This window comes from Thalassobacillus cyri (genome assembly GCF_900107755.1).
GTDB lineage: Bacteria > Bacillota > Bacilli > Bacillales > Halobacillaceae > Thalassobacillus > Thalassobacillus cyri.
In genome coordinates this window covers 321,747-344,716 of record NZ_FNQR01000001.1, presented here as the reverse complement: position 1 = coordinate 344,716, position 22,970 = coordinate 321,747, and the positions used below count along the sequence as shown (strand labels likewise).

The following is a 22,970-nucleotide window of genomic DNA, read 5'->3' as shown; positions in this document are numbered from 1 at the left end:
ACTTTTTCAATTTCGTTTAGAGGGCTTCTATGTCAAGTCGAGGTTATAATACAAACTTTTACATTCTATCAAATAGACCATTTAATAGAATAAGAATCTATGGTATTCTACCCTTGGTAACCAGACAGGGAGTGTTATACCATGAAAAAACTGCATGCCGTTGTCATTACATTCATCCTGGCTTTTGCAGCTATACTTATTGGAGGCAATTCATCCCTTGCCCCACCGGAGAATGCATCTGGACATACAAAAGTCCTGGAACATAAAAACTTCCCCTACCAGGGGATGGATTTGCGTGAACGGCTGGAAGATGGCAAGGAACTCACCGTAGCCGAACTGACAAGAGGCTACAAGAATGGAGTTTTTAGAGTGACAGATGTCGTTCAGGCACACCTGGAACGCATCGAACAATATGAGGATACATATAACGCCTTTACATTCATCAATGACCATGCCATGCAAGAGGCAAGTGAGATGGATGCCCGGATTAAAAAGGAAGACTCACCCGGAAAACTGGCAGGTGTTCCGATTGTTCTTAAGGAAACGGTGGATGTCACCGGCTTTCCTTCCACATTCGGATGGGAAGGTTTCCATAAGGAAGCGGGCGGAGTGGAGATCATGCCGCAAGTCGATGCACCGATTGTAGAAAAATTAAAAGCAGAAGGTGCGATCATTCTCGGCAAAACGAACATGCCTGCCTTCAGTATATCGGCAACGAATGCCAATACCAGCTGGGCTGGAAAAACATTGAACGTCATTAACCCTGCTTTTGCTCCGGGTGGAAGCAGTTCCGGAACAGCAACCGCTGTCTCTGGTAATCTGGCAGTCCTCGGTATTGCGGCTGAGACCGGCGGATCGATCCAAAACCCGGCCGCTTCTCAGGCATTGGTCGGGGTCAAACCGACGTTCGGACTTGTACCTAACTCGGGGGCCGCCCCTTTTGCAGCCAGCACCAGAGACGTACTTGGCCCTCATTCCCGGACGGTGCAAGACGCAGCGATTATGCTGGATGTCATTGCAGGAAACCATCCGGATGACCCTAAAACCGAAGCAGCCTCAGGCAAACTGCCAGAGGAAGGTTATACCGGAAACTTAACGGAAGGGGCCTTGGAAGGAAAACGCATTGGCCTCTACGGACCCGGCTGGCGAGGAGAAGCATTGTCGGCAGAAACGCAGCAATTGTATGACCGTGCGGTTAAGGAGCTCGAGGCCCAGGGTGCGGAAGTCGTCACCGATCCGTTCGCCGGAAGCGGATTTGCCAGTTTTGTGGAAGCCACCGGGAACATCGGCTACGACGCCTTTGTGAGCGATATCCAGTCTTATCTCGATCGGATGGATCCGGAAGAAACAATTCCTTCTCTTCCCGAGTTATTCAAGCAAATGGAAACAGCGCCCTGGGCAGCAGGCGAGCCGCTCCAGAACTTTAATAAGGCCAACCTAAAAGCGAAGTTAAAAGCTCCGGATCAGGCACCCGATCTAAGCTATTTTTTCGATGCCAGGGCAAACTTTCAGGAAATCATCCGTGGAGTCATGGATAAACATAACCTTGATGCCTTCGTTTACCCGCAAATGGCAGCAGAAATCCCGCCGCTTACCGAAGGTATCCACCAGCCGACCGCATCACCGGAAGTCAACATCAGCGGTCAGCCACTGGTAACGGTACCTGCCGGTTATTACCAAAGCGGAAAACCTTTCTCTCTGGCATTTTTCGGAAAAATGTGGAGTGAAGCGGAACTGCTTGGGATGGCATATGATTATGAACAGGCAACACAGTATCGTAAAGTGCCGGTCTTAGAAGCTGATGCTGCACCCACCGGAAATTAACACCACCACTTATGCAAAAATAAACGGTTTTGACCCTATCTTACCCAGGGCCAAAGCCGTTTTTATTATCTCTTGGAATTAGAAATCCCCGGAAATTACCTCTAAAGGCATAGATATCCATGATATAATGAAGTTATGTAATAGAATAGGTGACTCAAGGGTGGTCGGCATACATCCCCAAAAGAAAGGGGGTGGTGCTGATGACAGTATTCGAAGCATTGATGTTTGCAGTCGCATTCGCAACATTGATCAGAGGCATACTGTCGTTTAACCAAAAAAAATAATCCACCCTTGAGTTAGAGGCTCAGGTGGATTATCCCGATTTTGCCGATCCCCCTTGAAGGGAACCGTTCTATTACTCGACCGTAGATGTTACAGCATCTGCGGTCTTTTTTAATATATATTACTTCTGTAATTATTATACCATAAAATGAAGGATATAAAACCTTAAGTGTTTTCAACCATCACCTTGTTATATCATTTTAAATTTGTCAATGCCACCCTATAAAGAAGGAAAGTATAAATAGTAATGCATTAACGCACTGGGGGTCAGGCACTTTCTATCTATTAAAATTAGAAGGGCTTTGTTTTATACCTGATACTCCATGTACCTTTCTGGTAACCTGATAAGCAAAGTACACACCTTCCATTTTCAGAAAAGGTTGAATTATTAAAGCTCTGGTGTTTAAATAAACATAAATTAGGTGAATACCCAATTTCACCTTCAGACACATCAACAGGAGAGTCATTAGTTTTGTCAGTAAATTCCAAAAGGAGTGGTTGCAGATGTCAAAACGCCGAGTTATTCACAGAAATCTTATGAAAAATGCCTCCTTTCTCCTCTTTATCGTTGTATTAGTTCTCTCCGCATGTAGTAACAATGAAGCACAGACGACAATCTCAGGTTCTGAAGGAAAAGTGAAAAGTCAAGAGGTAACTCCAGACGAACATATGACAAGTCAACACATGTTATACGTAAATGATCGTGATGCCAATGTCGTGCAGGTGATTCACCCGGAAAGTAACAATACCTTAAAAACAATTCAGGTTGAGAAAACCCCAACCTATAACGAAGTCTCCCCGAATGGTAAGTATGATTTCGTGGTCAATAGCGGCTCAGAGAATGTATCGATTATTGACACGCAAACGAAACAAAACATAAAAACCATTCCAGTCGGAAAGACCCCAAAAGGAATCAACTTTAGCTTTGATGGCAAATGGGCGTATGTCATTAATGAAGGCGATGGTACAGTAACCGTTATTGATGTGCAAAAATTAGAAGCTGCAAAGACAATTGAAGTTGGACAATCCCCTCATAATGGCGTTGCCAGCCCGGATAGCAATAAATTTTACGTTACCAATACTGGTTCGAACTCCGTATCTGTGATTAATATTTCCACGCAAAAAGTAATGAAGACGATTGAAGGTATAAATGGTGCTCCTCATAACCTGGATATTAGCGGCAATACCTTACTCGTTACATTAACGGAGTACAATGGGATTGGGGTTATTGATCTTGAAAAAGGTGAAATGACAGACCGAATAGCTACTGGCACGGGCCATCATGTCATCGATGTTACCCCTGATGGAAAATACGCATATGTAGCCAACATTGGCACGAACTTCGTTTCCGTCATTGACATTGAACAAAGAAAAGAAGTGAAGGAAATTAAGGTTGGAAACGGCCCACATGGTGTCACAGTAAGCCTAAATGGAAAGAAAGCATATGTTGCCGTGAGCAGGGAAAATAAAGTAGCCGTTATTAATACTTCGAAAAATGAAGTAGTAGATAGCATTGACACAAAAAAATTCCCGTTCTTTATAAGTACAATTGAAAATAAATAATAAAGAACAGGAACTGTCACAATCCAGACAGTTCCTGTTCTTTTATTACCGCATAAACTAAAGTGAAGCCTTCTTCCTAATTAGAAGAGGGCTTCACTTTAAGTTTTTTGATGTTTATGAAAATATCTCTATTTGTTGTAACCTTAAAAGTATTTTTCATAAATTTTCTCAGCCGTCCTTGTTGCTAAAGCCTGAGTTGTCAGGGTGGGATTTGCTCCACCCAGCCCATTAGTCAGCACACTATTATCCGCTATAAACATTCTGCTTACCTCAAGTGCCTCACAATTTTCATCGACGACATAGCCCATTCTCATTGTACTCATGATGTGAATCATCAAACCGTCTGGCCAATGGGAATGGATGACCTTTCTAGCTCCAGCTTGAAGAAGGATGTCTGCTGCTATTTTCACCAATTCTCTCTTCGTCCTGCGGGTGTTCCTTGTTGGGGCATAACGTATTGATGGTATGGCTCCATGTTCATCCAGGTTTGCAGGGACTACGGAGACATTATTTTTCCTATCAACTTCATCGTCCGTTACAATCAAGATACTTAATGATTTTTGATAATCTGCCATTAACTCGATTAACTCTTTTCCAATAACCCGCCCTGTTTTAAACGGGTTATTATTGCTATCATGATGGAACTTCTTATTTTCTGAATGACCTAATGCATAAGAAAAGCTCGCCATTAATCCAGGACTAGTCCCAATTATTTGTATGGAACCTAACCCAGGATAGTCTAACCTGGCACCAGAGGTGTGACCGGCAAAGGGATTTACTGCAGGACTCCCTAATATAGAAAGCAGCTCTTTTTCATTAAAAACTCCAGTAACCATATCCATGTCATGATTCACAAGTCCCCTGCCCGTCCATGGATTAAAAGGCAAGGAGGAATTGAGCCACAGACGGGGGGTTTCAATTGCGCCAGCTGCTACAATGATGCAGTCGGCAAATAATTCTTCCCTCTCACCAGTCCATGTGTTTCTTACTTTCACTCCAGTTGCCCTTATTCCTTCTTTAGGGTGTTTTTCTGTAATCACTTGATAGGAAAAAGTATTGGGGCGGATCTCCACGTTTCCTGTATTTAAAGCTAAAGGCACATAGCTGACATTTGTGGAACGCTTAGCAATTTTACTAACAGATGGGCCATGGGGACAGCCATTGATACAATGGCCCGCAAGTGTACACCCTTCCATCCATGATAACTGCTCTTCTGTGTAGGCTGGATGAAGAAGATTTTCATTTGGAGGCAAAATTGCATTGGGCTGAGCTCGAAATCCCGGGGTTTCTACATTGAGAGTAGCTAAAAGATTCCAGCCAGCTTTTTTTGCTCCATAATAAAATAATTCTTCCTTTGAAGTAGTAGGGGCGAATTCCACTGGTAACTCTGCTTCTACTTTTTCGTAGTATGGAATCAATTCACGATAGGACAGCGGCCATTGTCCCTCAATAGCAGATGGAATGGCACGGGGAGAGTTTGCCAGATAGTGCTGAGTAGACCCACCCACACCAGAATTCTGCCAAACAAACCCTCTTTGTTGAAAAGTTCGATTCCAGGGAGGATTCTCCCGGTTAGCGGGACCCCAACGCAATCTTCCCGCAATCTGATCATTCATATTATTTTCTAACTTATTGTAGCTCTCCTTAAAAAGGCTGACATCTAAATCATCAACGCTTCGACTGCAAAATCCTCCTTTATCAATATTGGGACGGGGCCATTGCTTATTTCCATACCATGGTCCTGCTTCCAGCATCAGAACATGTAACCCCAGTTCTCCTAGTTCCTTTGCTATTACGGCTCCGCCACCCCCTGCCCCGACGACAATTACATCCGGTTTTTGCATATTAAATCACTCCTGCTTTAAGTCTTCCATTTTTAATAAAAAACCTCTAAAATCCCTATATCCAAAGGAAGGGCCTGGATAACCCGTGTAGGTCCAGCTCACTGGATAGGTGCGAAGATACCGAAAAGCAGGTGAATTTAACCGGGTCTCCCCATACCCATACCATTCCGAATAATACCCAAAAAAAGTTAATTGATATAAAGAGTCAATCATGATCTGTAACAGACTGGGATTATTCTTATAAGGAACAGGTAAAATATCAAGCGGCACCTTTAGGTTTTCTAAAAGTTCGATGGCCCTTAATCGGTCTTTCCTTGATAACGTGGAGAAAAGTGCCTTGGATGTATGGGTATGATAGATAAAAAAAGATAATGGATAACGTTTCTTATATAAATAGAAAGCTGATAAGTCAAGAAGTTGAGAGGTTTCCTCTGTTAATGGCACAGGCAAGCTGTCTAAAGACATGAGAAGGTACTCCCAGATAGACAAAGACAATCCACCATGTTGAACTGTACATCCACAGTTGAACATAATCACACTAGATGGAATAAGGGCATCAACAACAGCCATAAAATTCATTTGTGTGGTGTATGGCCATTTGCAAGACATAGAGGATGTTACCATTTTACACCTCCGTATTTATCTGCTTTTAAGGAGATACTATTATTAAATGTTCTTTTTAGACCTATATGATTTAAAACTGAATTAATCTTCTTGAATGAAAGGTGCTTTAGTCACATTCTTGTTATCTTCCTCTATCAAAGTTATAAAATAAGAACTTCCTTAAAAGTAAGCGTTTGAACAGGATCTTCTGGTGGAAGCTGTACTTATAAGATAAGGAGGGGTGAGCATGGGAATCATTCGTTCATTAATTCATACGATTATAGATATCGTTCTATTTATTCCACGTATGCTTGGAAGATTGGTTAGAAAAATCATTTAAGGCAATTACTTAGCAGCATTAGCGACTCTGATTATAGGCATACTGTCGTTTAACCAAAAAAATAATCCACCCTTGAGTTAGCACGGCTCAGGTGGATTATCCTCATCTATAGCCGGCCCCCTTGAAGGGAGCCGTTCTATTACTCAACCGTAGATGTTGGCACATCTACTAATATATATTGCTTCCTTCAGCAAACAACAATCCTTAGCCATTACATTGCCTTAAAGGATAAAATTGCTGAAGATACAGCTCCCAAGAGCTCATGAAGAAGCAGACCAGATATATAAAACATGTTTAACATGTGCCACCCAGCCTCCATATTTTAGAACGACATTTATCTTCCTATAAGACATGTGGCTTATTTATTGATAAGCCGCAAATAAAATGAACACCTTAAACAGCAAGGTGAATACAGTTGCCAGACGGATCCTTTGTGGTCACTATTCCATTTTCCTCTGTGACAGAGGCACCAACTCTCTCCAGACTTGCTATCACATTGTTCCTATATTCCTCATCGGGTAACATGATTGTAAATGATTCCAAGCCGACGCTATTTTTTGGAGGTTCAGGAGCTCCAACCCCAGCCCATGTATTTAAACCAATATGATGATGATAGTTACCTGATGAGATGAAAAGAGCCTGACCGCCAAATCGGTTTACTACCTCAAATCCCAGTCCTTTCGTGTAAAATTCCTCTGCTTCTTTTAAGTGAGAAACATGTAGATGGATATGCCCCATAACAGTACCGGCAGGCAAGCCTTTCCATGGTTCTTCTGAATTCCCTGCCTGAAGCAGGTCTGCAAAATCTAACGGATCAACGGTCATGGCAACTTCGCCATTCTTCCATTTCCACACGGAAGGATCACGGTCCACATAAATTTCAATCCCATTACCATCTGGATCATTTAAATAGAGAGCTTCACTGACAAGGTGGTCCGAAGATCCAATTCTAATTCCCTTTGCAATAAAATGGTGGACGATATTTGCTAAATCTGAACGCCTTGGTACAAGGAGGGCAAAATGATATAAACCACTAGTCCTTCCTTGCTTTGCTGTAGCATTTTCCGGCTGCTCTAAGGACAGAATACAGGTTTTCCCATCGGCTGTTAACTTAGCTCTTTTATTGGTTTGCTCTAAAATCTTAACCCCTATCACCTCTTGATAATAATCAAGGGAGCGTTCTAAATTTTGTACTTTAATATTGACATGTTTGACAAATGTAATAGGTTTACGATGAAATGACAACGGAATTCCTCCTCGTATATCTTTTCGATTTTCTTTTTAAAAAATGCCTAATATCCGCGGTTCGATATTAGGCATCCTTCTAGCTATTGCTGTTATAGATTACATTCAATCTATCACTTATATTACTGTTGCCCTTGTTTCACCCAGGAAGCAACTGTCACTGTACGTTTTGCCTGATGCTTGACAGCTTCTTCCACATCCTCGGCCATGTTGCCATCCTGATCAACGGTTACACTTGTACCATATGGGTTTCCTCCAGCACCGAACAATACTTCATCGGTGTAACCTGGTGAAACAATAATCGCGCCCCAGTGCATCATCGATGTATATAAAGACAACAAAGTTGCTTCCTGGCCACCGTGCGGGTTCTGGGCAGAAGTCATGCCGCTGACCACTTTGTTGATCGTCTTACCGCTTGCCCAAAGACCGCCCTGTGTATCAAGGAATTGCTTCATTTGCGATGGCATGTTACCAAAGCGTGTCGGGATGCTGAAAATAATGGCGTCGGCCCACTCAAGGTCAGCGGATGTCGCTACAGGCACGTCTTTTGTTTTTTCGACGGTTGCTTTCCATGCTTCATTCGCCTCGATGACGGATTGGGGTGCAAAGTTCCTCCGCTTTTAATACTTTTACTTCGGCACCGGCTTCTCTTGCGCCTTCTTCCGCCCACTTGGCCATTTGATAGTTCGTTCCACTCATCGTGTAAAAAATAACAGCTAATCTTACGTTTGACATGTCTTCCATCTCCTTTGGTTTTCCAAATAATTTATCAAAAATCCCCATTGCATGAATCCCCTCTCCATTTATTAGGATACATTTTCTATTGAGCCCTGTTTCGTTGAAAACATGGCATTTTCCAGTGAGAGAGCTGTGTTATCGGAAAGTGCTACATAAATAGACATGGCTAGTAACGCTAGATCTAACTCATATCCACCCAGAAAACCAGCAGAAAGTTTAACTGTAAAGATAGCCCCCAGCATAATAATGGCAAATAGAGAGGCAACAATTTTTGTTCCAATTCCTAAAATCAGCGCAATCCCGCCAACAAGCTCAATTGTTCCTACAACGTAAGCTAAAAATCCGGGTACTCCAATACTGTCAAAAAATCCGACGGAATTTCCAATCCCTTCCTGGAATTTATCCAAGCCATGAACAAAAAATATAACCCCTAATATAACCCTTAGGATAGAAGCTCCTGCCTCATGTTTGTTCATTCAAAACCACTCCTTTGTCTAGTTTTAACTAAAGCCAAAATTTTATATTTTTACTTTAGTTACTTTTCGTAAGTAAGTATATATAAATAATTAACTTATGTCAATGAGCTAAGTTACATTAAGTAAACTTATTACGATTTGTATTTGTGTGGTAAAATAGAAAAAGAGGAGTGATAAAGTATGAATACATCTCAACTCTGTCCTAAATTTGAAAAAGCAATGAGTATTTTAAGTAAACGTTGGACAGGTCTGGTTATATACCAACTGCTTTCAGGTCCCCAACGTTTTTGTACCATTGAATCATCTATTGGAATCAGTGGAAGGCTCTTATCGGATAGATTAAAACATTTAGAGGACGAGGGAATTGTAAAACGCGAAGTATATCCTGAAACCCCTATTCGAATTGAATATTCATTAACCGAAAAAGGGTTAGCATTACAGCCTCTGATGAAAGAATTGGAAAAATGGTCTCAAGATTGGATAACCAGTAAGGATACCTGATTTTGAATAAAAAAACGATACCTTTTAAAGAACCAGGTGAATAACGATCGCCTGGTTCTTTAATTTTGGACAGTTTTAAAGATTCTTTGTGATCACAAAAACATGAGGTTCCTGTACTGCATTTTAAGATGCAAAAATGGAAGGGTATATATGAATTTATTTACATATGATAATTTTCTGAAATATATTGTATTTTTCATTTGGAGGGAGTATGATGAATCGTATTGATATATTGCATATTGCATATAATTTTATACGAGCATAGGAGGAAGCCCTCATGAAAGGAAAATTGTCTTTTTCGTCTTACGCATCTATTGGCGTCATGTTATTTGCACTATTTTTCGGAGCTGGAAATCTAATATTTCCGGCACAGCTGGGTCAAAATGCCGGAACAAATCTCTGGCCGTCCATCATTGGATTTTTAATTACTGGAGTGGGACTCCCGCTGCTTGGAATTATCGCGATGAGTTTTTCAGGAAGCCGTAACCTGCAGGAGCTTTCAAGCCGGGTACACCCGGTTTATGCCGTGTTTTTCACGTCACTGCTTTATTTGACAATCGGACCATTTTTCGCATCTCCCCGTACAGGGACAGTTGCGTTTGATGTTGGGATAGCACCTTTTATTAATGAGTCTTCGCAACAAATGGGGTTATTTATTTTCACCTTACTCTTTTTCGCTGTGGTTCTATTGTTTTCATTAAAACCAGCCAAGCTTGTTGACAATGTTGGAAAGTTTTTGGCACCTGGGCTAGTTGTCCTGATTGCCGTTCTACTTGTTGCGGTAATCACCAATCCGATGGGAGCGATGGAAGCTCCCCAGGAAGCTTATACAAATGGAGCCTTTATTACTGGTTTCCTCGAAGGATATAACACAATGGACGCACTGGCATCATTGGTTTTTGGGATTATCGTAATTAACGCGATCCGGGCAATGGGTGTCACATCCAATACCGATATTCTTAAAGCAACCGTCAAGGCGGGCAGTATTGCCATATTGCTGCTAGGTGCGATTTATGTCGGGATAGCATATTTAGGCGCGACAAGCACACAGGCTTATGGAATCTTTGAAACCGGCGGACCGATTTTAAGTAATGGTGCCTCCCATTATTTCGGCACACTTGGTTCTGTACTGCTTGCGATTGCCATTACGTTGGCATGCTTGACAACTGCGATCGGATTAACGGTAGCCAATGCGGAATACTTTCATACGTTGTTTCCGAAGATTAGTTATAAGACACTTGTTGTCTTCTTTGCCACGATCACCTTTGTGATTGCGAACTTTGGATTGGCAAACATCATTACTTACTCTGTGCCGGTCTTGATGTTCTTATATCCACTAGCGATTGTCCTGATACTTTTGACATTTTTGTCTCCATTATTTAATCATGCAACAATCGTCTATAGTTCAACTATCGCTGTAACGTTTTTAATCAGCATCTTTGATGGTCTCAAGTCGCTCTGTGAATCAATAGGAATCGAGTACTTCAGCTGGATGCAGCCTATTGTAGGATTTTATGAACAAACCTTGCCCCTTTACAATCAAGGGCTTGGATGGCTCCTGCCGGCTATTGTCGTCATTACAGTCACCGGGATCATCAGCCGTATTCAAAGAAAAGCTACAGTTCATGCTTCATGAATTTATAAAGCCGGCCTCCTCATTCCTTGAGGGGCCGGCTTTTCGTTATGTCTATAAATTATAAAATTTTCTTTTTATGGATAACTTTAGGTGGTAGGTCAACTCTAGCTCCAGCGCTTACCCCCTCGAGGATATCGGGGGTGAGCAAGGCGCTTGCGCTTTTATTCTTTTGTCTATTGTTTAAAATCTTCTAGTGTACGGAGCCAGTTATCTTTCATAATGGCTGCTGCTTTAGCCTTGTCACCATGTCTCATGGCGATAATAATGGCTTTGTGTTCTTCGATCGACCTTTCAGCTAAGATAATAGAATTATGAAAAAAATGCCTCCGAACATGCGCCTGCAAGGATTCTACAATGCTTTTGATATACGTGTTTTTCGTAATATCAATAATCACCTGGTGAAATTGTTCATCGACTTTTAATGCATCATAGGCATGATTGGAACAAATTAATGTTGCAAAACGTTCATTGATGTTTTCAAGCTCCTTCAGCTGATCCGCTGTCACATGGTCAATAGCCAGTTCGGCGGATAAAGATTGCAAGGCTGCCAATGGCGGGAGGAGATCATTAATAGCTTCACGTTCAATTTCGGTGACTTCTGTACTCTTACCTGGATACATTTTGACAAACCCTTGCACCTCCAGAAGCTGTAATGATTCGCGGACAGGTGTCCTGCTGCTTCCTAATGCATGAGCCAGTTCGGTATCATTCAGTTTTTCGCCAGGTCGCAATGTTCCATCAATAATCCACTCCTGAATCTGATTAAACGCCTTTTCCTTGGCTGACTGGCGAATAGGTTTCGAATGGTTTGCAGGTATAGGCATCGGATTCCGCCTTTCTAGATATACATTTGGTATGAAAAAGTATACAGTAAAACGCACATGAATGAAATATGCAATATATCATTCATGTACGTATGACCTGGATTATTCAATAAAAGGATTGGGATTTCTTGCGCAATCGCTCTATCAAAAAAGCACCTTCCGAATGAAAGGTGCTTCTAAGAGTAATTAATGTAAAAAGTGTAACTAAGCAAATTTGGTAAACCACAGTAAAAAAGTCTTTTCTGACAGGTTCAGCGTCTTTTAAAGATAAGCTCAAAGTATTACATTTGTTTCGGTTCATTGAACCCTTTCATAAAAATAACACTTCCGATAATAAAAATGATCGGGAATAGTAACATCATTAATCCTTCGGCTGCATATTCACTTGGAGCCATACTTCCGCCTAATACACCTAATATCCAGGAGAAAAGTGGTGCTATTAAGAACATCGTTACTAAACCCCAGGTCATACTTTTTCTACTTCTTGGATTTGTGTTCATACCTTCCCTCTCCTTTTACTGATTCACCATTATGCTCCGTCAGTTAAGAAACAGTGTTCCTAAGACTCTTTAGATGCTGGCAGATATAGATCTACACTTTCACTTCACTTAAATAACCAAGCACCGCTTCCGAAAAAGCCTTACAATTTCTTAAGTCTTCCTCTGTATCTGGCGTCATCTCAACCTTCAGACCTTCTACAATGATATACGCTCCCGAAGCTTTCAACTGATTCTCAAGCAAATGGACAGCCTCACAAAACTGGGGATAGATCGAGTCACCGGACCCAAACACTGCTGCAACTATACCCGACAGTTCAATATCTTCTAATTCCTCATAGAAGTCTTCCACTTCATAAGGAAGATCTCCGTCATTCCAGGTATAGGAACCAAGAAGTACACAATCATACTCCAGCAAAGAGGCTGGGTCGATGTCTTCGATTTCCTTCACCTCTACATTATGGTCTGTTTCTAAATAGCTGTAAATGAGGTCGGCAATCTCTTCTGTATTTCCAGACATGCTGGCAAAGCCTATCAAAATATCTGCGATAAGTCCTCACCCACTTTCACCCTACATTGACTTTTCAAATCCTCTATTGCCTTGGAATGAACCAGGAATCGTTCTTCATTTCGCTCATCAAGCGCCTGGTTGATTTTAAATTGCTGATAATTAATAGCTAGCATGAGGTCCAGCTCCGTGCAAACCGCTTGCTTGGTAAACAGTGTTTCTATGAAATCAGTCGACACCGACAAAGGTTCCCCATCATTCTTTTGTATCCTTATGTACCAGCCAAGATGATCGACAAAAAACGGCGGACTAATGAAGTTTATTTGATCACCTTTCGTGAATCGGACGGTTTGATGACAGGAACAATTCTTGTTGCCTTTTTCGTATCTAAATGGTTTCATCACATATAAACTATCTTTCATAGTATCGTGACTCCTTTTGTTCGATGAATTATAATAATTGATAATGATTATCATTATCTTAGGGTTATTTTAAATGAAAATGATTATCAATGTCAACAAGTAATTTTTTTGAAAAATTAAAACCTTTACCTACGATTAGATAAAGGTTTCATAGAACTATTACAAGCTAATCACGATGAACCCGATGGCAACTACCAAGTAACCCCCCTTGCAGATACAAAACCGCTTGGACAGCTTATTCCTGCCAAGCGGTTCTAGCTTTTGCTCATATTTCTTTTTTCATACGCAGCCATAGCCAGGCTATGAAAATCGTTTCAACTTCTGCTAACAACCCATTAAAATTCAATCCCAAATTGTTCTCTTGCAAGCAATTGGAACGCTGTTTTGTCAATGTCCCTCTTATATTTCTTTCCGCGATTCCACTCCGTATAAGAGGAATCAGTCAAGGTTTTGCTGCCATCGTCGGTAAGCTGTACGGCCAATGGATTTTTATTGAATGGGGACTGGTCGTGATGCTTGATGATATCCTGCACTTCGTCTAATTCCGACACCTTGTTCACCTGACGGTTGGTATCGAAGGCATACCCGATATGCCATTCGCTCTGTTTGTTTCTAAGCTTCATTTCCAAGCGATAATTCCCATACTTACTGTCCGACTGTTTCACCCGGAACTCTCCATTGCCGGTGTTCACGGTTTCACCTGTAAGCGGTACGGGGCGAAGCGGTAAGTTGCCGCCAAACCCAGTATCCACCAGCCAGGATTGGCCTTTATGTTGAAGGATAATCGCGACGTGTGTTCTTCCGAGATTCGTCCAATCCTGTTTCGCTTCTACGAACACTTCTCCACGAACCATTCTGGCATCAAAGCCATTTTCCAGGAGAAAAAAGTAAAGCAGCGGATTGAGCTCGTAACATAGCCCGCCTTCTTTTTCGATGAGTAACTTTTTTATGAGATTATCCTTTGTAAGCGGTCGGGTTGTATTATTCAAAACACGGGAATTTTCAAATGGAAAGGTCCGTGCTGTTTTTCTCAAGCAATTCATTGAGAGAATCCATGGTAATCGCTTCGGCTCCAGACAACCCGACTCTCCCACGAAACAAATCGTTTAAATCTGTCATGTCGTACCTCCAAATAAGTTTAATTCCACTTTTTCAAAGCAACCCATAGACGCTTCAGTTTTCGTTCCACTTGCGAATCCGATTGCTGTTTCTTCCATTCATTGTAACTGGCGATGCCGATAAGAAGCAGACCGGCAACCAGTAAGTACACCCACCACGGCGCATTGCCCCAGTATGGTTTTGTCTGGTAAATGACATTGAACATCAACACGCCCATGCCGACAAAAAAGTAGGATTTGATTCGCCACTGCATGCCGGCGATCATGGAAGTGAGCGAAAGTCCTCCGATGATCCAGGCATCCCAAATGGTGTGACTTTGTATCGCATCGACGACCAAATAAGCAGCAACGACTAGAACAACAGCGAACTGGATTCGATTCATCATCGTCGCGAACGATTTCCAAGTCCGTATTCTAAGGAAGTACAAGATCCCAAGGATAGGCAGCATGTGAAGTTCTGCTTCCACCAGGTCCGGGATCCACCAATGATAATCAACGAATACAAGGATATAGCTGGTATAAAGGCTTAGGATCCCAGCCGTAACAAACCCTTTTTCGAGCAGGTATTCCGTCCACTTTTTAGCGAGGAGGAGGAACCACACGCCCAAAAGGAGGACAGGAATGATACGTATCCAGACATTTTCATCGCTCATCGTCATGACATTCAAATAAGCGATATACACGAGTGCTGTCCACGAATACGCATCCACCTCATAATTCGGACCAATCAAATAGTCATGGAAAAACCGGCCTGCAGTTAGTAGAATCCCGATACAACCGGCCATGACGGCCACAATGCCAGGCAGGTTCCAGCCAATGGTGACATTTTCCCACAAAACAATCGTCAATAATAATGGTGCAAATCGTACAAGTGTCCACCCTCTCCGGTGTAAGAAGAAGAGGATAAGAATAGCATAGCCAATTGCGACCAGCCATTCTAACCCGCCCCATGCCTCTGAGCGACTGGTAAAAAGGAATAATCCCAATATCGAAAAAGGAATCCAGTACCATTCGATTCTTTCTTTCCAGGTTTCTGACACGAGCATCCACATACCAGTCATCAGAATGCTTGCAATCAAAAAGGCGTAGACATACGGTACGGTTGACCACCAGTCATAATAATGAGGCACGGTCAATACGATCAGAAACTTCGTCGTAAGCGCCGCGAAAAGCATCAGTTTCAATTCCCACTCCCGCTTCGCCTGTAATGAGCTATAGACATATACCCCCAGCGGAAGGAGCAGTAACAAGGGATGGACACTCGTTCTTCCGATTTGATCCAATAGAAACAGAACAATGAGCAATGGCTGTATGATATGTCCCAGCCCATAAAAATACGACTTGCTCTCCACCCACCCTTTCTGTCCTGCCTCCCCAATCGCGATCAACAGCACGGGAGCATACATTATATAGATAAGGAAAGCATCGAATGACTCGATTGAAAAAGTTTCTAATAGAGATACGTAAAACGCAAGGGTGACTATGGCTACTGCCCCCCATAAATAGGACTGTTTAGAAAACTGCACAAGTCCAAACATCATGAAAACTCCGGTCAAAAGAATCAGCGGCCTGACAAAAGCAGCATCAACCAGGGGATGATTCCATAACATGAGCATGGACAAGACATAAGTACCCTGGGAAATATAAAAAGTCGCAGCTGCCAATTCTTTTTCTTCACCTTTGTTCCAGCCAAAATATACGAGCAAATGCAGGACAGATGCCGCTGCGATATGAAACGGAAAGGATAACCCCGTCTCATAGGATGGAAACCAGCGGACAACCGGTTCATACACCATGACTGCCGCGACCATCGAAGCGGAAGGCTGGCTCCATATGGCTGTTTCCCGGATATCAGCACGCTCGGTTTTCTTTTTCACCAAATAAGCAAGCAGACTGCCCAGGAGGAACATGAAGGAAGCATATCCGAATAGCATGTCGTAGATGGCATACCCGATCGATCCCGCTAAAACTAGCAGCGACGTGTACAAGGTGCTTTCCTGTACTGGCTGCAGCCAGCTGATTTTTGTCCACCATCCCACATAAACAAACACAGCGGAAGCTCCGATGAACATAAAGAGGAATAACGGAGCGACATGCATCAACTCCCAAAGGTTCCATAAGCTGATAAAATAGAAAATCGGCGTCAAATAGCGGAATGCCACATGGTTCATCACATTTGCCAAAAGAAGATAATTGGCGGTGATAATCAAATAAGCCCCCAGCAGCATCACTGAACCTTCTTCTCCCTTTAGCGCAATGCCTTGATAGCTGATATAGATAAAAGCACACAGCGAAACTACCCCGCTCGTATAACGGAACACTTTTTCTACAAGTTCGTTGTCCTTGAAGGCGTGGGCAAAACCTAAGTAAAGCAGACCGGCAAGCGCATAAATCGTCACATCGACCGAGTGCAATGGTGAATGCTCGACCAGCTGATAGATGGCATAGACAATCATGACCGAAAAGACGAACTGGTACGCTTTCGTTTTATAGACGAATACCATCGCCATATAGATGCTCGCTGTCAGTAATAGATTGAAACTATAAAAAACTTCACTTTCAAAGAAAAACAGCATGAGCAACGTCGATAGCACAAGGTTCAGCTGAGCGTATAGTGGTAACTCTTTTATAAAAAGGGTCCATGTCTCAGCTTCTTTGAAACGCACATACCCAATCAGCAGTGCGGCGTTATAGAGCATCAATAGTAAATAAGACGCATCAACCGACAGCGGTAGCGCCCCTAGCGTAAACCCAACAGACAGCGAAGCAAACACTAGGGAAATCCATACATATAACCGGGATTGATGCACGAAGGCGTGCCTGATGTATAACGGCAATGGAAGAAGCGTTCCTATCAAGCCAAGCAGGTACCTGCCTTCTCCAAACAAGGACAAATAGCTGCCCAGCAGTTCAAAAAAGCCGATGGCCACAATCCCGATGGGAATCAGCAAACTCCCCAGAGTCAGAAAAGCAAAAGCAGTCTTCCTGATTTTCAGAAAATGACCGGTGAAATAACTTAACCCGAAGAAAAACAAGGAAATAAATGCGATCGAAGCCACTTTCATGCCAGCCTCCATTTGATTCCACTGGCTCGTCGCAACAATCAGACCGGTGATGAGTAAAAGCGAAACCCCAAGTATTAGCGACCAGGTGATGTTCCGTTCCCGTATTTCTTCAGCCGATTTCACCTTTTTCTGTTTCACTGGCTTGGCCGGCTCAGGCTCTGTCTTCTGCACCGGTTCAGCTTTAGCTTCTTCCGGCTGATTTGCGGCCAGCTCCATGTCGTGGATATAGGATTCGTTCGCTTTTATGGCATCCTCATATGCTTGCTCACTCAAATAACCGTTCTTCCATAATTGAAAAAGCCTCTCATTGAAAATTTCCAGCTTCTTATCTTCTGGTAAAGCCATACTCCTCCCCCTTCCTCCTGCTCCCCTTTATCGGAAGTCGGCTCTTTACGGCTCACTAATTCCCATTGCCAGCTGCAGGAAATAAGCAAAGACCAGAACAAACCCATTCCCGACAAGGCCGATCAATAGCAATAACCAACGCTTAGCCATAAACCAGGAGAGTATCGCCAATAAAATACCAGCCACCGAAAGTACACTGTAGACCGTAATGATAAAGTGCAGGTCTACATCAGGCCCTCTTAAAATATAGAAAACAATGACACTAATAATTACAGGTAAAATAGATGTGACACCTAATAAGATTCCTGCTTTTTTCTTCGTCAACCTTCCTCCCCCTATCTTTCTGCTTCAACCGGCCACTTCTTCCCTAAGAATCTTCTAAACTGTATCAACAGATAAAGTAACTAACATGTAAAGCTATTACTATCGTAATCGATGGGAGGAATATGTTTTTTACGCCGTTAATCTGCCCATTTGCTTAATTCCAATTATTTCAAAACGCCATCAAATACTCAACCTATTTTTTCCATAGAACCTCCATGGTACACGGTAAACCAGCGTAGAACGATAATCTTCTTCCCTAATGCCGTCACCTTCTGCCCTAACGCCAAGAAGTTCTGCCTTAACGCTGCTATGTTCCGACTTAACGAAGCAATGTTCTGACCTAACGCGCCAACGTTCCTCCCTAACGTTTTTTTCGTGCTAAAAAAATCCGCTACAGTAATCCATAACTGGCTGGAGATCAGGCTTTTTAAAACTACTCTCAAAATACTGTCTTCGAATTAACATCCTGATCCAGAATCTTTAAATTGGCTTACGATCATTTGAAAATGTCCACTTCAACATTCTTTTTATAATTCCCGGATGCATTAATGTAGAAGTTGGGCCAAGAAGATGCATCACGCGAATAAAAGCGTGATAGACATCTTTATTTTCCGATGATAAAAGAAAAATGTTCTTCGCATACCATTGCTGAAAAGAAAGACCGGCTGGTTTCTTCCCAATCGTATCCGGATAGCGAAAATCTTCTGTGATTACCATATTCCAAATAGGAGAAATGATTTTCCCGGCATCTTGATGAAACCTGTCTATTATATTTTGAGTGGGCTTACTCTGGTTGGTAAGCAATTTTTTTAATGCCAGTGCTTCCAGGACTGCAATACTCATCCCCTGTCCAAAAAAAGGATCGATCCTGCATACCGTGTCACCAATCATCAACAGTCCCTTTGGCATGTTCTTCACCTTATCCACTCTTCTCCAAGTGATATTCGGTACACGGAAAGTAGAAGTACTGGATAAAGCAGTGGCATACTTCAGTTCGTGATAGAGATCCAGTTTCGGCAATTTCCTGGCGATTTCTATAAAGCTATCATCACTCTTCATTACTTCTTTTTCATTAATTTCGTTATGATATCCCATAAAAGTGACTAAATAACGATTGCCCTCTACCCTGGAAATACCTCCTCCGATTTTTTCAAAAGGAGGGTTAGGATACACAAGTTTAATGGCCCAATCCTTGTCTGGGTTGTCAGGGAGTTCAAGGGTCTTTGTAACATAACGCAAGTCAATTTTAACCTTCTCCACTGGTATATATACTTCTCGTTTCGTAAACCACCTTGAGGAAAGACTGCTCACGCCACTGGCATCTACCACCAGATCCGCATGGATGGTTGTTATCGTGTTCCCCTCCCCTATTTCGACTCCAGTTATTCGATTTTCTTCTTCATTATATAGCAAGTTACGAACCATCTGGCTGTACTGAAGGCTTACGTTTGGGATGCTTTTCACATATTGTTCGATATGCCATTCCAGATGCGGGCGTGTCTGAAGAATGGTTGTGTAGTCTCCGTTAAAGCGTAGTTTCCAAACGCCATGGTGAAACCAGGCAATATCCTGGGTTGCATTGATTTTAACAGCCCCGCTTCTGTTAAACCTCTCCGTAATACCAGGAAACAGCTCTTCGAGGCCATTAGCACCTGCAAAAAGCAGTGCATGAATATGCTCGCCTTGTGGTACCCCTTTTCTCGGAAAAGGTCCATGGGCTTTTGAATCACGTTCTAAAATAATAACCTCCTTGAAAGAATCAGCCAGGACACGTGCAGCCAATTTTCCAGAAATACCGCCGCCAATAACAACAGCCTTTTCTCTACGTTTCAACCACGACAACTCCCATCTTATTCCTCACCTCATCATAAACCTCAAAATAACGGAAAAACCCCGTATTTATTTGAATTAACTTTTGTATAAGCAGTATCTTCTATAATTTGTATCGTCACCTGTACCGATCGCTTTGAGACCAAGTTTCTCAGCAACCCTGATGGATCCATGATTCAAGTAATGGATATCAGCCACTATTTTTTCCAGGCCCGCCGTATCAAAAGCATGTTGTAAAATCACCCGTGCAGCCTCCGTAGCATACCCCTTACCCCAATATTCTCGTTTCAGCCTCCACCCAATTTCAATCTCCGGGCCACGTTTGTCTATTGGAATCAACAGCACCCAACCCATAAATTCTGCAGGATTTTCTTTTGATTCAATTACCCAGTACCCCATCCCAGGAGGATACACCGTTTCCATACGCTTTCTGACAAAAGCTCTGTGCTGATCATAATATCTTCCATTAATAAGCTCCGCTATCTCCGGTATGTATCTTACTACCTCGATGTCACGATCCATTTCCATGCAGTCATCCATATCTTTCAGCGTTCGCTCCCGCAAAACCAACCGCTCTGTTTCAAAAGACGGTAACAATCCCATCCCCTCCTTTGTCTTACTTTTATTATAAAATTCTTAAGATCATCCCACTTATTATCATTAGCATACCTATACAGAGACCAAGACAGATTTTGACTTCTTCTAGCCTATCAGTCTTATGGATTATTTATTTCTGATTAGAAGTTCCCTTCTCTTATATCGGATGGCAAACGAATTATATGCATATAAAAAGCTTCATAGAAAATAGATATGATACGATATAGTAAAAAGAGACAACATATGTAAGGGGATAACGGATGGAAATATCTAATCCAGCAGGATTTTGGAACAGGTTAGGAGCGAGAATCATCGATAGTATCTTAATGAGTGTGGTGACAGGACTCATTACTCTAATCCTGTCTGGGGAATTTTTGGGAGATGACTATGATCCGACAGATGGAATCGGACTATTGTATGGCATCCTGCTGCCTCTCTTCTGGTACGGATACACCATCGGTAAACGCCTGACAGGAGTGCGTATCGTGAAGAAGAATGGAGAAAATGTAGGGATCTGGAATATGCTCCTGAGAGAATTGGTAAGCGCATTTGTTTATGTCTTTACTTTAGGAATCGGGCTCATTGTCAGTGCGTTTATGGTCGGGTTAAGAGAAGATAAACGAGCCATCCATGATTTTATCGGTGGCACCTATGTCACTTATGATCCACCAGAAAAAAGTGAGCATGCGTGATTTTTGATTTCACATATTCAGTAGTTGTGTGCAGTAGCATTTGCAACACTAATCATTGGCTTACTGTCATTCAACCAAAAAAATAATCCACCCTCGAGCTAAGGACTCAGGTGGATTATTTCCTTCTGCAGCGCCGATCTCCCTTGCAGGGAACCGTTCTGTAACAACCGGCCGTAGATGTTAGCGCATCTACGGTCTTTTTATTATATATTCTTTATGTGTTTATTATCCCATAGTTTTCAGGTTATAAAACTTGTATTGGCTTCGGATCATCACACCACTATCTTAAAATAGTGATTGACCCCACCCTGCTAAAGGGCTAACAGAGCGGGGGCAGGCACTTTTATTCATAAGTAATAATAGGAAATTGTCGTTCGACTTCCATCTCTCTACTTCCATTATACTCCTAATTATAAATTATTAATAGACTACTCTTTCTATTGTTCCTGTCCTATACTGTTATACACAATTCTAAATAAGAGGTGTATCAGTATGAATGACAATAAAGATGTCTTAGATAAGGGTCCTTTCTTTCATGGTACTAAGGTAGAATTAAAAATTGGGGAGCTATTAGAACCGCAACACTTATCAAATTACCAAGACAAAAAATCAAACTATATTTATTTCACTGCCACATTAGATGCTGCTAAATGGGGTGCTGAATTAGCAAAATCTAAATCAAAAGAAAGAATTTATATGGTAGAACCATTAGGTGATTTTGAAAATGATCCGAATGTAACTGACAAAAAGTTTCCTGGAAACCCCACACGTTCTTATAGGTCTAAATCTCCTTTAAAAATAATAGCTGAATTAAAGTCATGGGAAAGACATTCCGATGAAGAAATAAATCATATGCTTACATCTTTAAAAAAGTTACGTGAACAAGGAAAAGCTATAATATACGATTAATCTTCAACATCCATTTCATAATAAAAAGAAGCTTATCCCTCTTTTTGCACTGTACCCTTACTGGACAGTTCCTGACCCCCACCCTGCTAAAGGGCTAACGGCGTAGTGGTCAGGAACTTTTATATAGCTGAATAGAAACACCCTCGAGCTTCTTGATGAAACTTTTCTATGGTTTGTTGGTTAGTAAGTCTCCTCTTTATATGCAATCACCTAAATAAACTGGAAGACACGAATTCTTCATCCGTCATCAAATACTCATGACTCCGCATCATCGTTTTCTGCAACGACGCTGAAGTTTCCTTCGCTGAATAAGCACACACCGACAGGATACCTAGTTTTTTCACATTACTATCTGCCAGACCCTCAAATTTTTCTATTTCTTTTTCAATATTTTCTCTTTGCATCCACACCACGCGGGCCCAAGTACGAATATTATTGTTGGTACCCGGAATAGAATAGATGATCGTTTTAAAATGATCAACGATTGTCTCCGTATGAAAATCGGAATGACACTGATAAAATTCTCGGTGATCGAAAAAATGAATCAGGCTTCTTTTTTCTGGGGAGTACGAATGCGTAACAAAGGTTTTAAGTCTTTCCATGGTTGAGGCATCGTCTATAATCAACAAATGGTCTCCTCTTTCTATTCCCTCACTTACAAAAGCCGAGAGATTTCGAAAGTATAAAGAATCATTTTCATAAAAATACAAAATATGAGCTCCTGAAGCGACCATAACTTGCTTGGTTAAAGGAATTACCTTACTCATTAAATACGACTCCTTTTTGC

General features: G+C 41.9%; 21 protein-coding genes and 1 pseudogene. 6 read left to right on the top strand and 16 right to left on the bottom strand.

Annotation, left to right across the window (positions count from 1 at the left end):
- The first annotated feature begins 141 nt into the window (after window positions 1-141).
- Window positions 142-1,824: an amidase gene (locus tag BLV00_RS01595; RefSeq protein WP_245728722.1), complete on the top strand. Its 1,683-nt coding sequence runs from the start codon at window positions 142-144 to the stop codon at window positions 1,822-1,824.
- A 786-nt stretch (window positions 1,825-2,610) separates the two neighbouring features.
- Window positions 2,611-3,669, top strand: a complete 1,059-nt coding sequence (locus BLV00_RS01590; protein ID WP_093041573.1) for a YVTN family beta-propeller repeat protein — start codon at window positions 2,611-2,613, stop codon at window positions 3,667-3,669.
- A gap of 143 nt (window positions 3,670-3,812) precedes the next feature.
- Here the strand turns inward: BLV00_RS01590 and BLV00_RS01585 are convergent, their stop codons facing one another.
- The 5 genes and pseudogenes from BLV00_RS01585 to BLV00_RS01565 all read right to left on the bottom strand — a co-directional run bounded on the left by BLV00_RS01585 (window position 3,813) and on the right by BLV00_RS01565 (window position 8,915).
- Window positions 3,813-5,513: a GMC family oxidoreductase N-terminal domain-containing protein gene (locus tag BLV00_RS01585; RefSeq protein ID WP_093041570.1), complete on the bottom strand. Its 1,701-nt coding sequence runs from the start codon at window positions 5,511-5,513 to the stop codon at window positions 3,813-3,815.
- A 6-nt stretch (window positions 5,514-5,519) separates the two neighbouring features.
- Window positions 5,520-5,978, bottom strand: coding sequence for a hypothetical protein (locus tag BLV00_RS01580; RefSeq protein WP_093041567.1), 459 nt, complete (start codon window positions 5,976-5,978; stop codon window positions 5,520-5,522).
- Window positions 5,979-6,849: 871 nt separating this feature from the next.
- Window positions 6,850-7,701, bottom strand: coding sequence for a VOC family protein (locus BLV00_RS01575; protein ID WP_093041564.1), 852 nt, complete (start codon window positions 7,699-7,701; stop codon window positions 6,850-6,852).
- A gap of 122 nt (window positions 7,702-7,823) precedes the next feature.
- Window positions 7,824-8,436, bottom strand: a pseudogene (wrbA, locus tag BLV00_RS01570) (NAD(P)H:quinone oxidoreductase).
- Window positions 8,437-8,507: 71 nt separating this feature from the next.
- Window positions 8,508-8,915 (bottom strand): DoxX family protein, encoded by a 408-nt coding sequence (locus tag BLV00_RS01565; protein WP_093041561.1) that lies wholly within the window; start codon window positions 8,913-8,915, stop codon window positions 8,508-8,510.
- 180 nt (window positions 8,916-9,095) lie between these two features.
- On the opposite strand from BLV00_RS01565, the gene BLV00_RS01560 reads away from it, so the two are divergent.
- Together BLV00_RS01560 and brnQ are read left to right on the top strand one after the other, a co-directional pair.
- Window positions 9,096-9,416 carry a winged helix-turn-helix transcriptional regulator gene (locus BLV00_RS01560; protein WP_093041558.1) on the top strand — a complete coding sequence of 107 codons (321 nt, stop codon included), beginning with the start codon at window positions 9,096-9,098 and terminating at the stop codon, window positions 9,414-9,416.
- Window positions 9,417-9,693: 277 nt separating this feature from the next.
- Window positions 9,694-11,052 carry a branched-chain amino acid transport system II carrier protein gene (brnQ, locus tag BLV00_RS01555; protein WP_093041555.1) on the top strand — a complete coding sequence of 453 codons (1,359 nt, stop codon included), beginning with the start codon at window positions 9,694-9,696 and terminating at the stop codon, window positions 11,050-11,052.
- 173 nt (window positions 11,053-11,225) lie between these two features.
- On the opposite strand, the gene BLV00_RS01550 is transcribed toward brnQ, so the two are convergent.
- From BLV00_RS01550 to BLV00_RS01505, 10 genes are all read right to left on the bottom strand, one after another.
- Window positions 11,226-11,876, bottom strand: a complete 651-nt coding sequence (locus BLV00_RS01550) for a GntR family transcriptional regulator (protein ID WP_093041553.1) — start codon at window positions 11,874-11,876, stop codon at window positions 11,226-11,228.
- 281 nt (window positions 11,877-12,157) lie between these two features.
- On the bottom strand, window positions 12,158-12,376 hold the full coding sequence (locus tag BLV00_RS01545) for a hypothetical protein (protein ID WP_093041550.1): 219 nt from the start codon (window positions 12,374-12,376) through the stop codon (window positions 12,158-12,160).
- 91 nt (window positions 12,377-12,467) lie between these two features.
- Entirely contained in the window at window positions 12,468-12,923 is a 456-nt protein-coding gene (locus BLV00_RS01540; RefSeq protein ID WP_093041547.1) for a flavodoxin, read from the bottom strand.
- Window positions 12,908-13,303, bottom strand: coding sequence for a hypothetical protein (locus tag BLV00_RS01535; RefSeq protein WP_093041544.1), 396 nt, complete (start codon window positions 13,301-13,303; stop codon window positions 12,908-12,910). Before BLV00_RS01535 ends, BLV00_RS01540 begins: the two co-directional genes overlap by 16 nt.
- A 335-nt stretch (window positions 13,304-13,638) precedes the next feature.
- Complete coding sequence (locus tag BLV00_RS01530) at window positions 13,639-14,292, bottom strand: arylamine N-acetyltransferase family protein (RefSeq protein ID WP_245728721.1); 654 nt, start codon at window positions 14,290-14,292, stop codon at window positions 13,639-13,641.
- 149 nt (window positions 14,293-14,441) lie between these two features.
- Window positions 14,442-17,831, bottom strand: coding sequence for a hypothetical protein (locus tag BLV00_RS01525; RefSeq protein WP_093041541.1), 3,390 nt, complete (start codon window positions 17,829-17,831; stop codon window positions 14,442-14,444).
- Window positions 17,832-17,876: 45 nt separating this feature from the next.
- Entirely contained in the window at window positions 17,877-18,155 is a 279-nt protein-coding gene (locus tag BLV00_RS01520; RefSeq protein ID WP_093041539.1) for a hypothetical protein, read from the bottom strand.
- A gap of 188 nt (window positions 18,156-18,343) precedes the next feature.
- Window positions 18,344-18,598, bottom strand: coding sequence for a hypothetical protein (locus BLV00_RS01515; RefSeq protein ID WP_093041536.1), 255 nt, complete (start codon window positions 18,596-18,598; stop codon window positions 18,344-18,346).
- Window positions 18,599-18,635: 37 nt separating this feature from the next.
- Window positions 18,636-19,988: an NAD(P)/FAD-dependent oxidoreductase gene (locus tag BLV00_RS01510; RefSeq protein ID WP_093041533.1), complete on the bottom strand. Its 1,353-nt coding sequence runs from the start codon at window positions 19,986-19,988 to the stop codon at window positions 18,636-18,638.
- Window positions 19,989-20,063: 75 nt separating this feature from the next.
- Window positions 20,064-20,582 (bottom strand): GNAT family N-acetyltransferase, encoded by a 519-nt coding sequence (locus BLV00_RS01505; protein WP_093041530.1) that lies wholly within the window; start codon window positions 20,580-20,582, stop codon window positions 20,064-20,066.
- 260 nt (window positions 20,583-20,842) lie between these two features.
- Between BLV00_RS01505 and BLV00_RS01500 the strand changes: the two genes are divergently transcribed.
- Window positions 20,843-21,274 carry an RDD family protein gene (locus tag BLV00_RS01500; RefSeq protein ID WP_093041528.1) on the top strand — a complete coding sequence of 144 codons (432 nt, stop codon included), beginning with the start codon at window positions 20,843-20,845 and terminating at the stop codon, window positions 21,272-21,274.
- 492 nt (window positions 21,275-21,766) lie between these two features.
- Window positions 21,767-22,183, top strand: a complete 417-nt coding sequence (arr, locus tag BLV00_RS01495) for an NAD(+)--rifampin ADP-ribosyltransferase (protein ID WP_093041525.1) — start codon at window positions 21,767-21,769, stop codon at window positions 22,181-22,183.
- A gap of 206 nt (window positions 22,184-22,389) precedes the next feature.
- Here arr and BLV00_RS01490 read toward each other — a convergent pair whose 3' ends face one another.
- Window positions 22,390-22,950, bottom strand: a complete 561-nt coding sequence (locus BLV00_RS01490) for an MEDS domain-containing protein (RefSeq protein ID WP_176791280.1) — start codon at window positions 22,948-22,950, stop codon at window positions 22,390-22,392.
- Between the last annotated feature and the right edge of the window lie 20 nt (window positions 22,951-22,970).

Coding starts and splice junctions, on each gene's coding strand:
- BLV00_RS01595 (WP_245728722.1), top strand. CDS start 142: ATGAAAAAACTGCATGCCGTTGTCATTACATTCATCCTGGCTTTTGCA.
- BLV00_RS01590 (WP_093041573.1), top strand. CDS start 2,611: ATGTCAAAACGCCGAGTTATTCACAGAAATCTTATGAAAAATGCCTCC.
- BLV00_RS01585 (WP_093041570.1), bottom strand. CDS start 5,513: ATGCAAAAACCGGATGTAATTGTCGTCGGGGCAGGGGGTGGCGGAGCC.
- BLV00_RS01580 (WP_093041567.1), bottom strand. CDS start 5,978: ATGTCTTTAGACAGCTTGCCTGTGCCATTAACAGAGGAAACCTCTCAA.
- BLV00_RS01565 (WP_093041561.1), bottom strand. CDS start 8,915: ATGAACAAACATGAGGCAGGAGCTTCTATCCTAAGGGTTATATTAGGG.
- BLV00_RS01560 (WP_093041558.1), top strand. CDS start 9,096: ATGAATACATCTCAACTCTGTCCTAAATTTGAAAAAGCAATGAGTATT.
- brnQ (WP_093041555.1), top strand. CDS start 9,694: ATGAAAGGAAAATTGTCTTTTTCGTCTTACGCATCTATTGGCGTCATG.
- BLV00_RS01550 (WP_093041553.1), bottom strand. CDS start 11,876: ATGCCTATACCTGCAAACCATTCGAAACCTATTCGCCAGTCAGCCAAG.
- BLV00_RS01545 (WP_093041550.1), bottom strand. CDS start 12,376: ATGAACACAAATCCAAGAAGTAGAAAAAGTATGACCTGGGGTTTAGTA.
- BLV00_RS01535 (WP_093041544.1), bottom strand. CDS start 13,303: ATGAAAGATAGTTTATATGTGATGAAACCATTTAGATACGAAAAAGGC.
- BLV00_RS01525 (WP_093041541.1), bottom strand. CDS start 17,831: ATGGCTTTACCAGAAGATAAGAAGCTGGAAATTTTCAATGAGAGGCTT.
- BLV00_RS01500 (WP_093041528.1), top strand. CDS start 20,843: ATGGAAATATCTAATCCAGCAGGATTTTGGAACAGGTTAGGAGCGAGA.
- arr (WP_093041525.1), top strand. CDS start 21,767: ATGAATGACAATAAAGATGTCTTAGATAAGGGTCCTTTCTTTCATGGT.
- BLV00_RS01490 (WP_176791280.1), bottom strand. CDS start 22,950: ATGAGTAAGGTAATTCCTTTAACCAAGCAAGTTATGGTCGCTTCAGGA.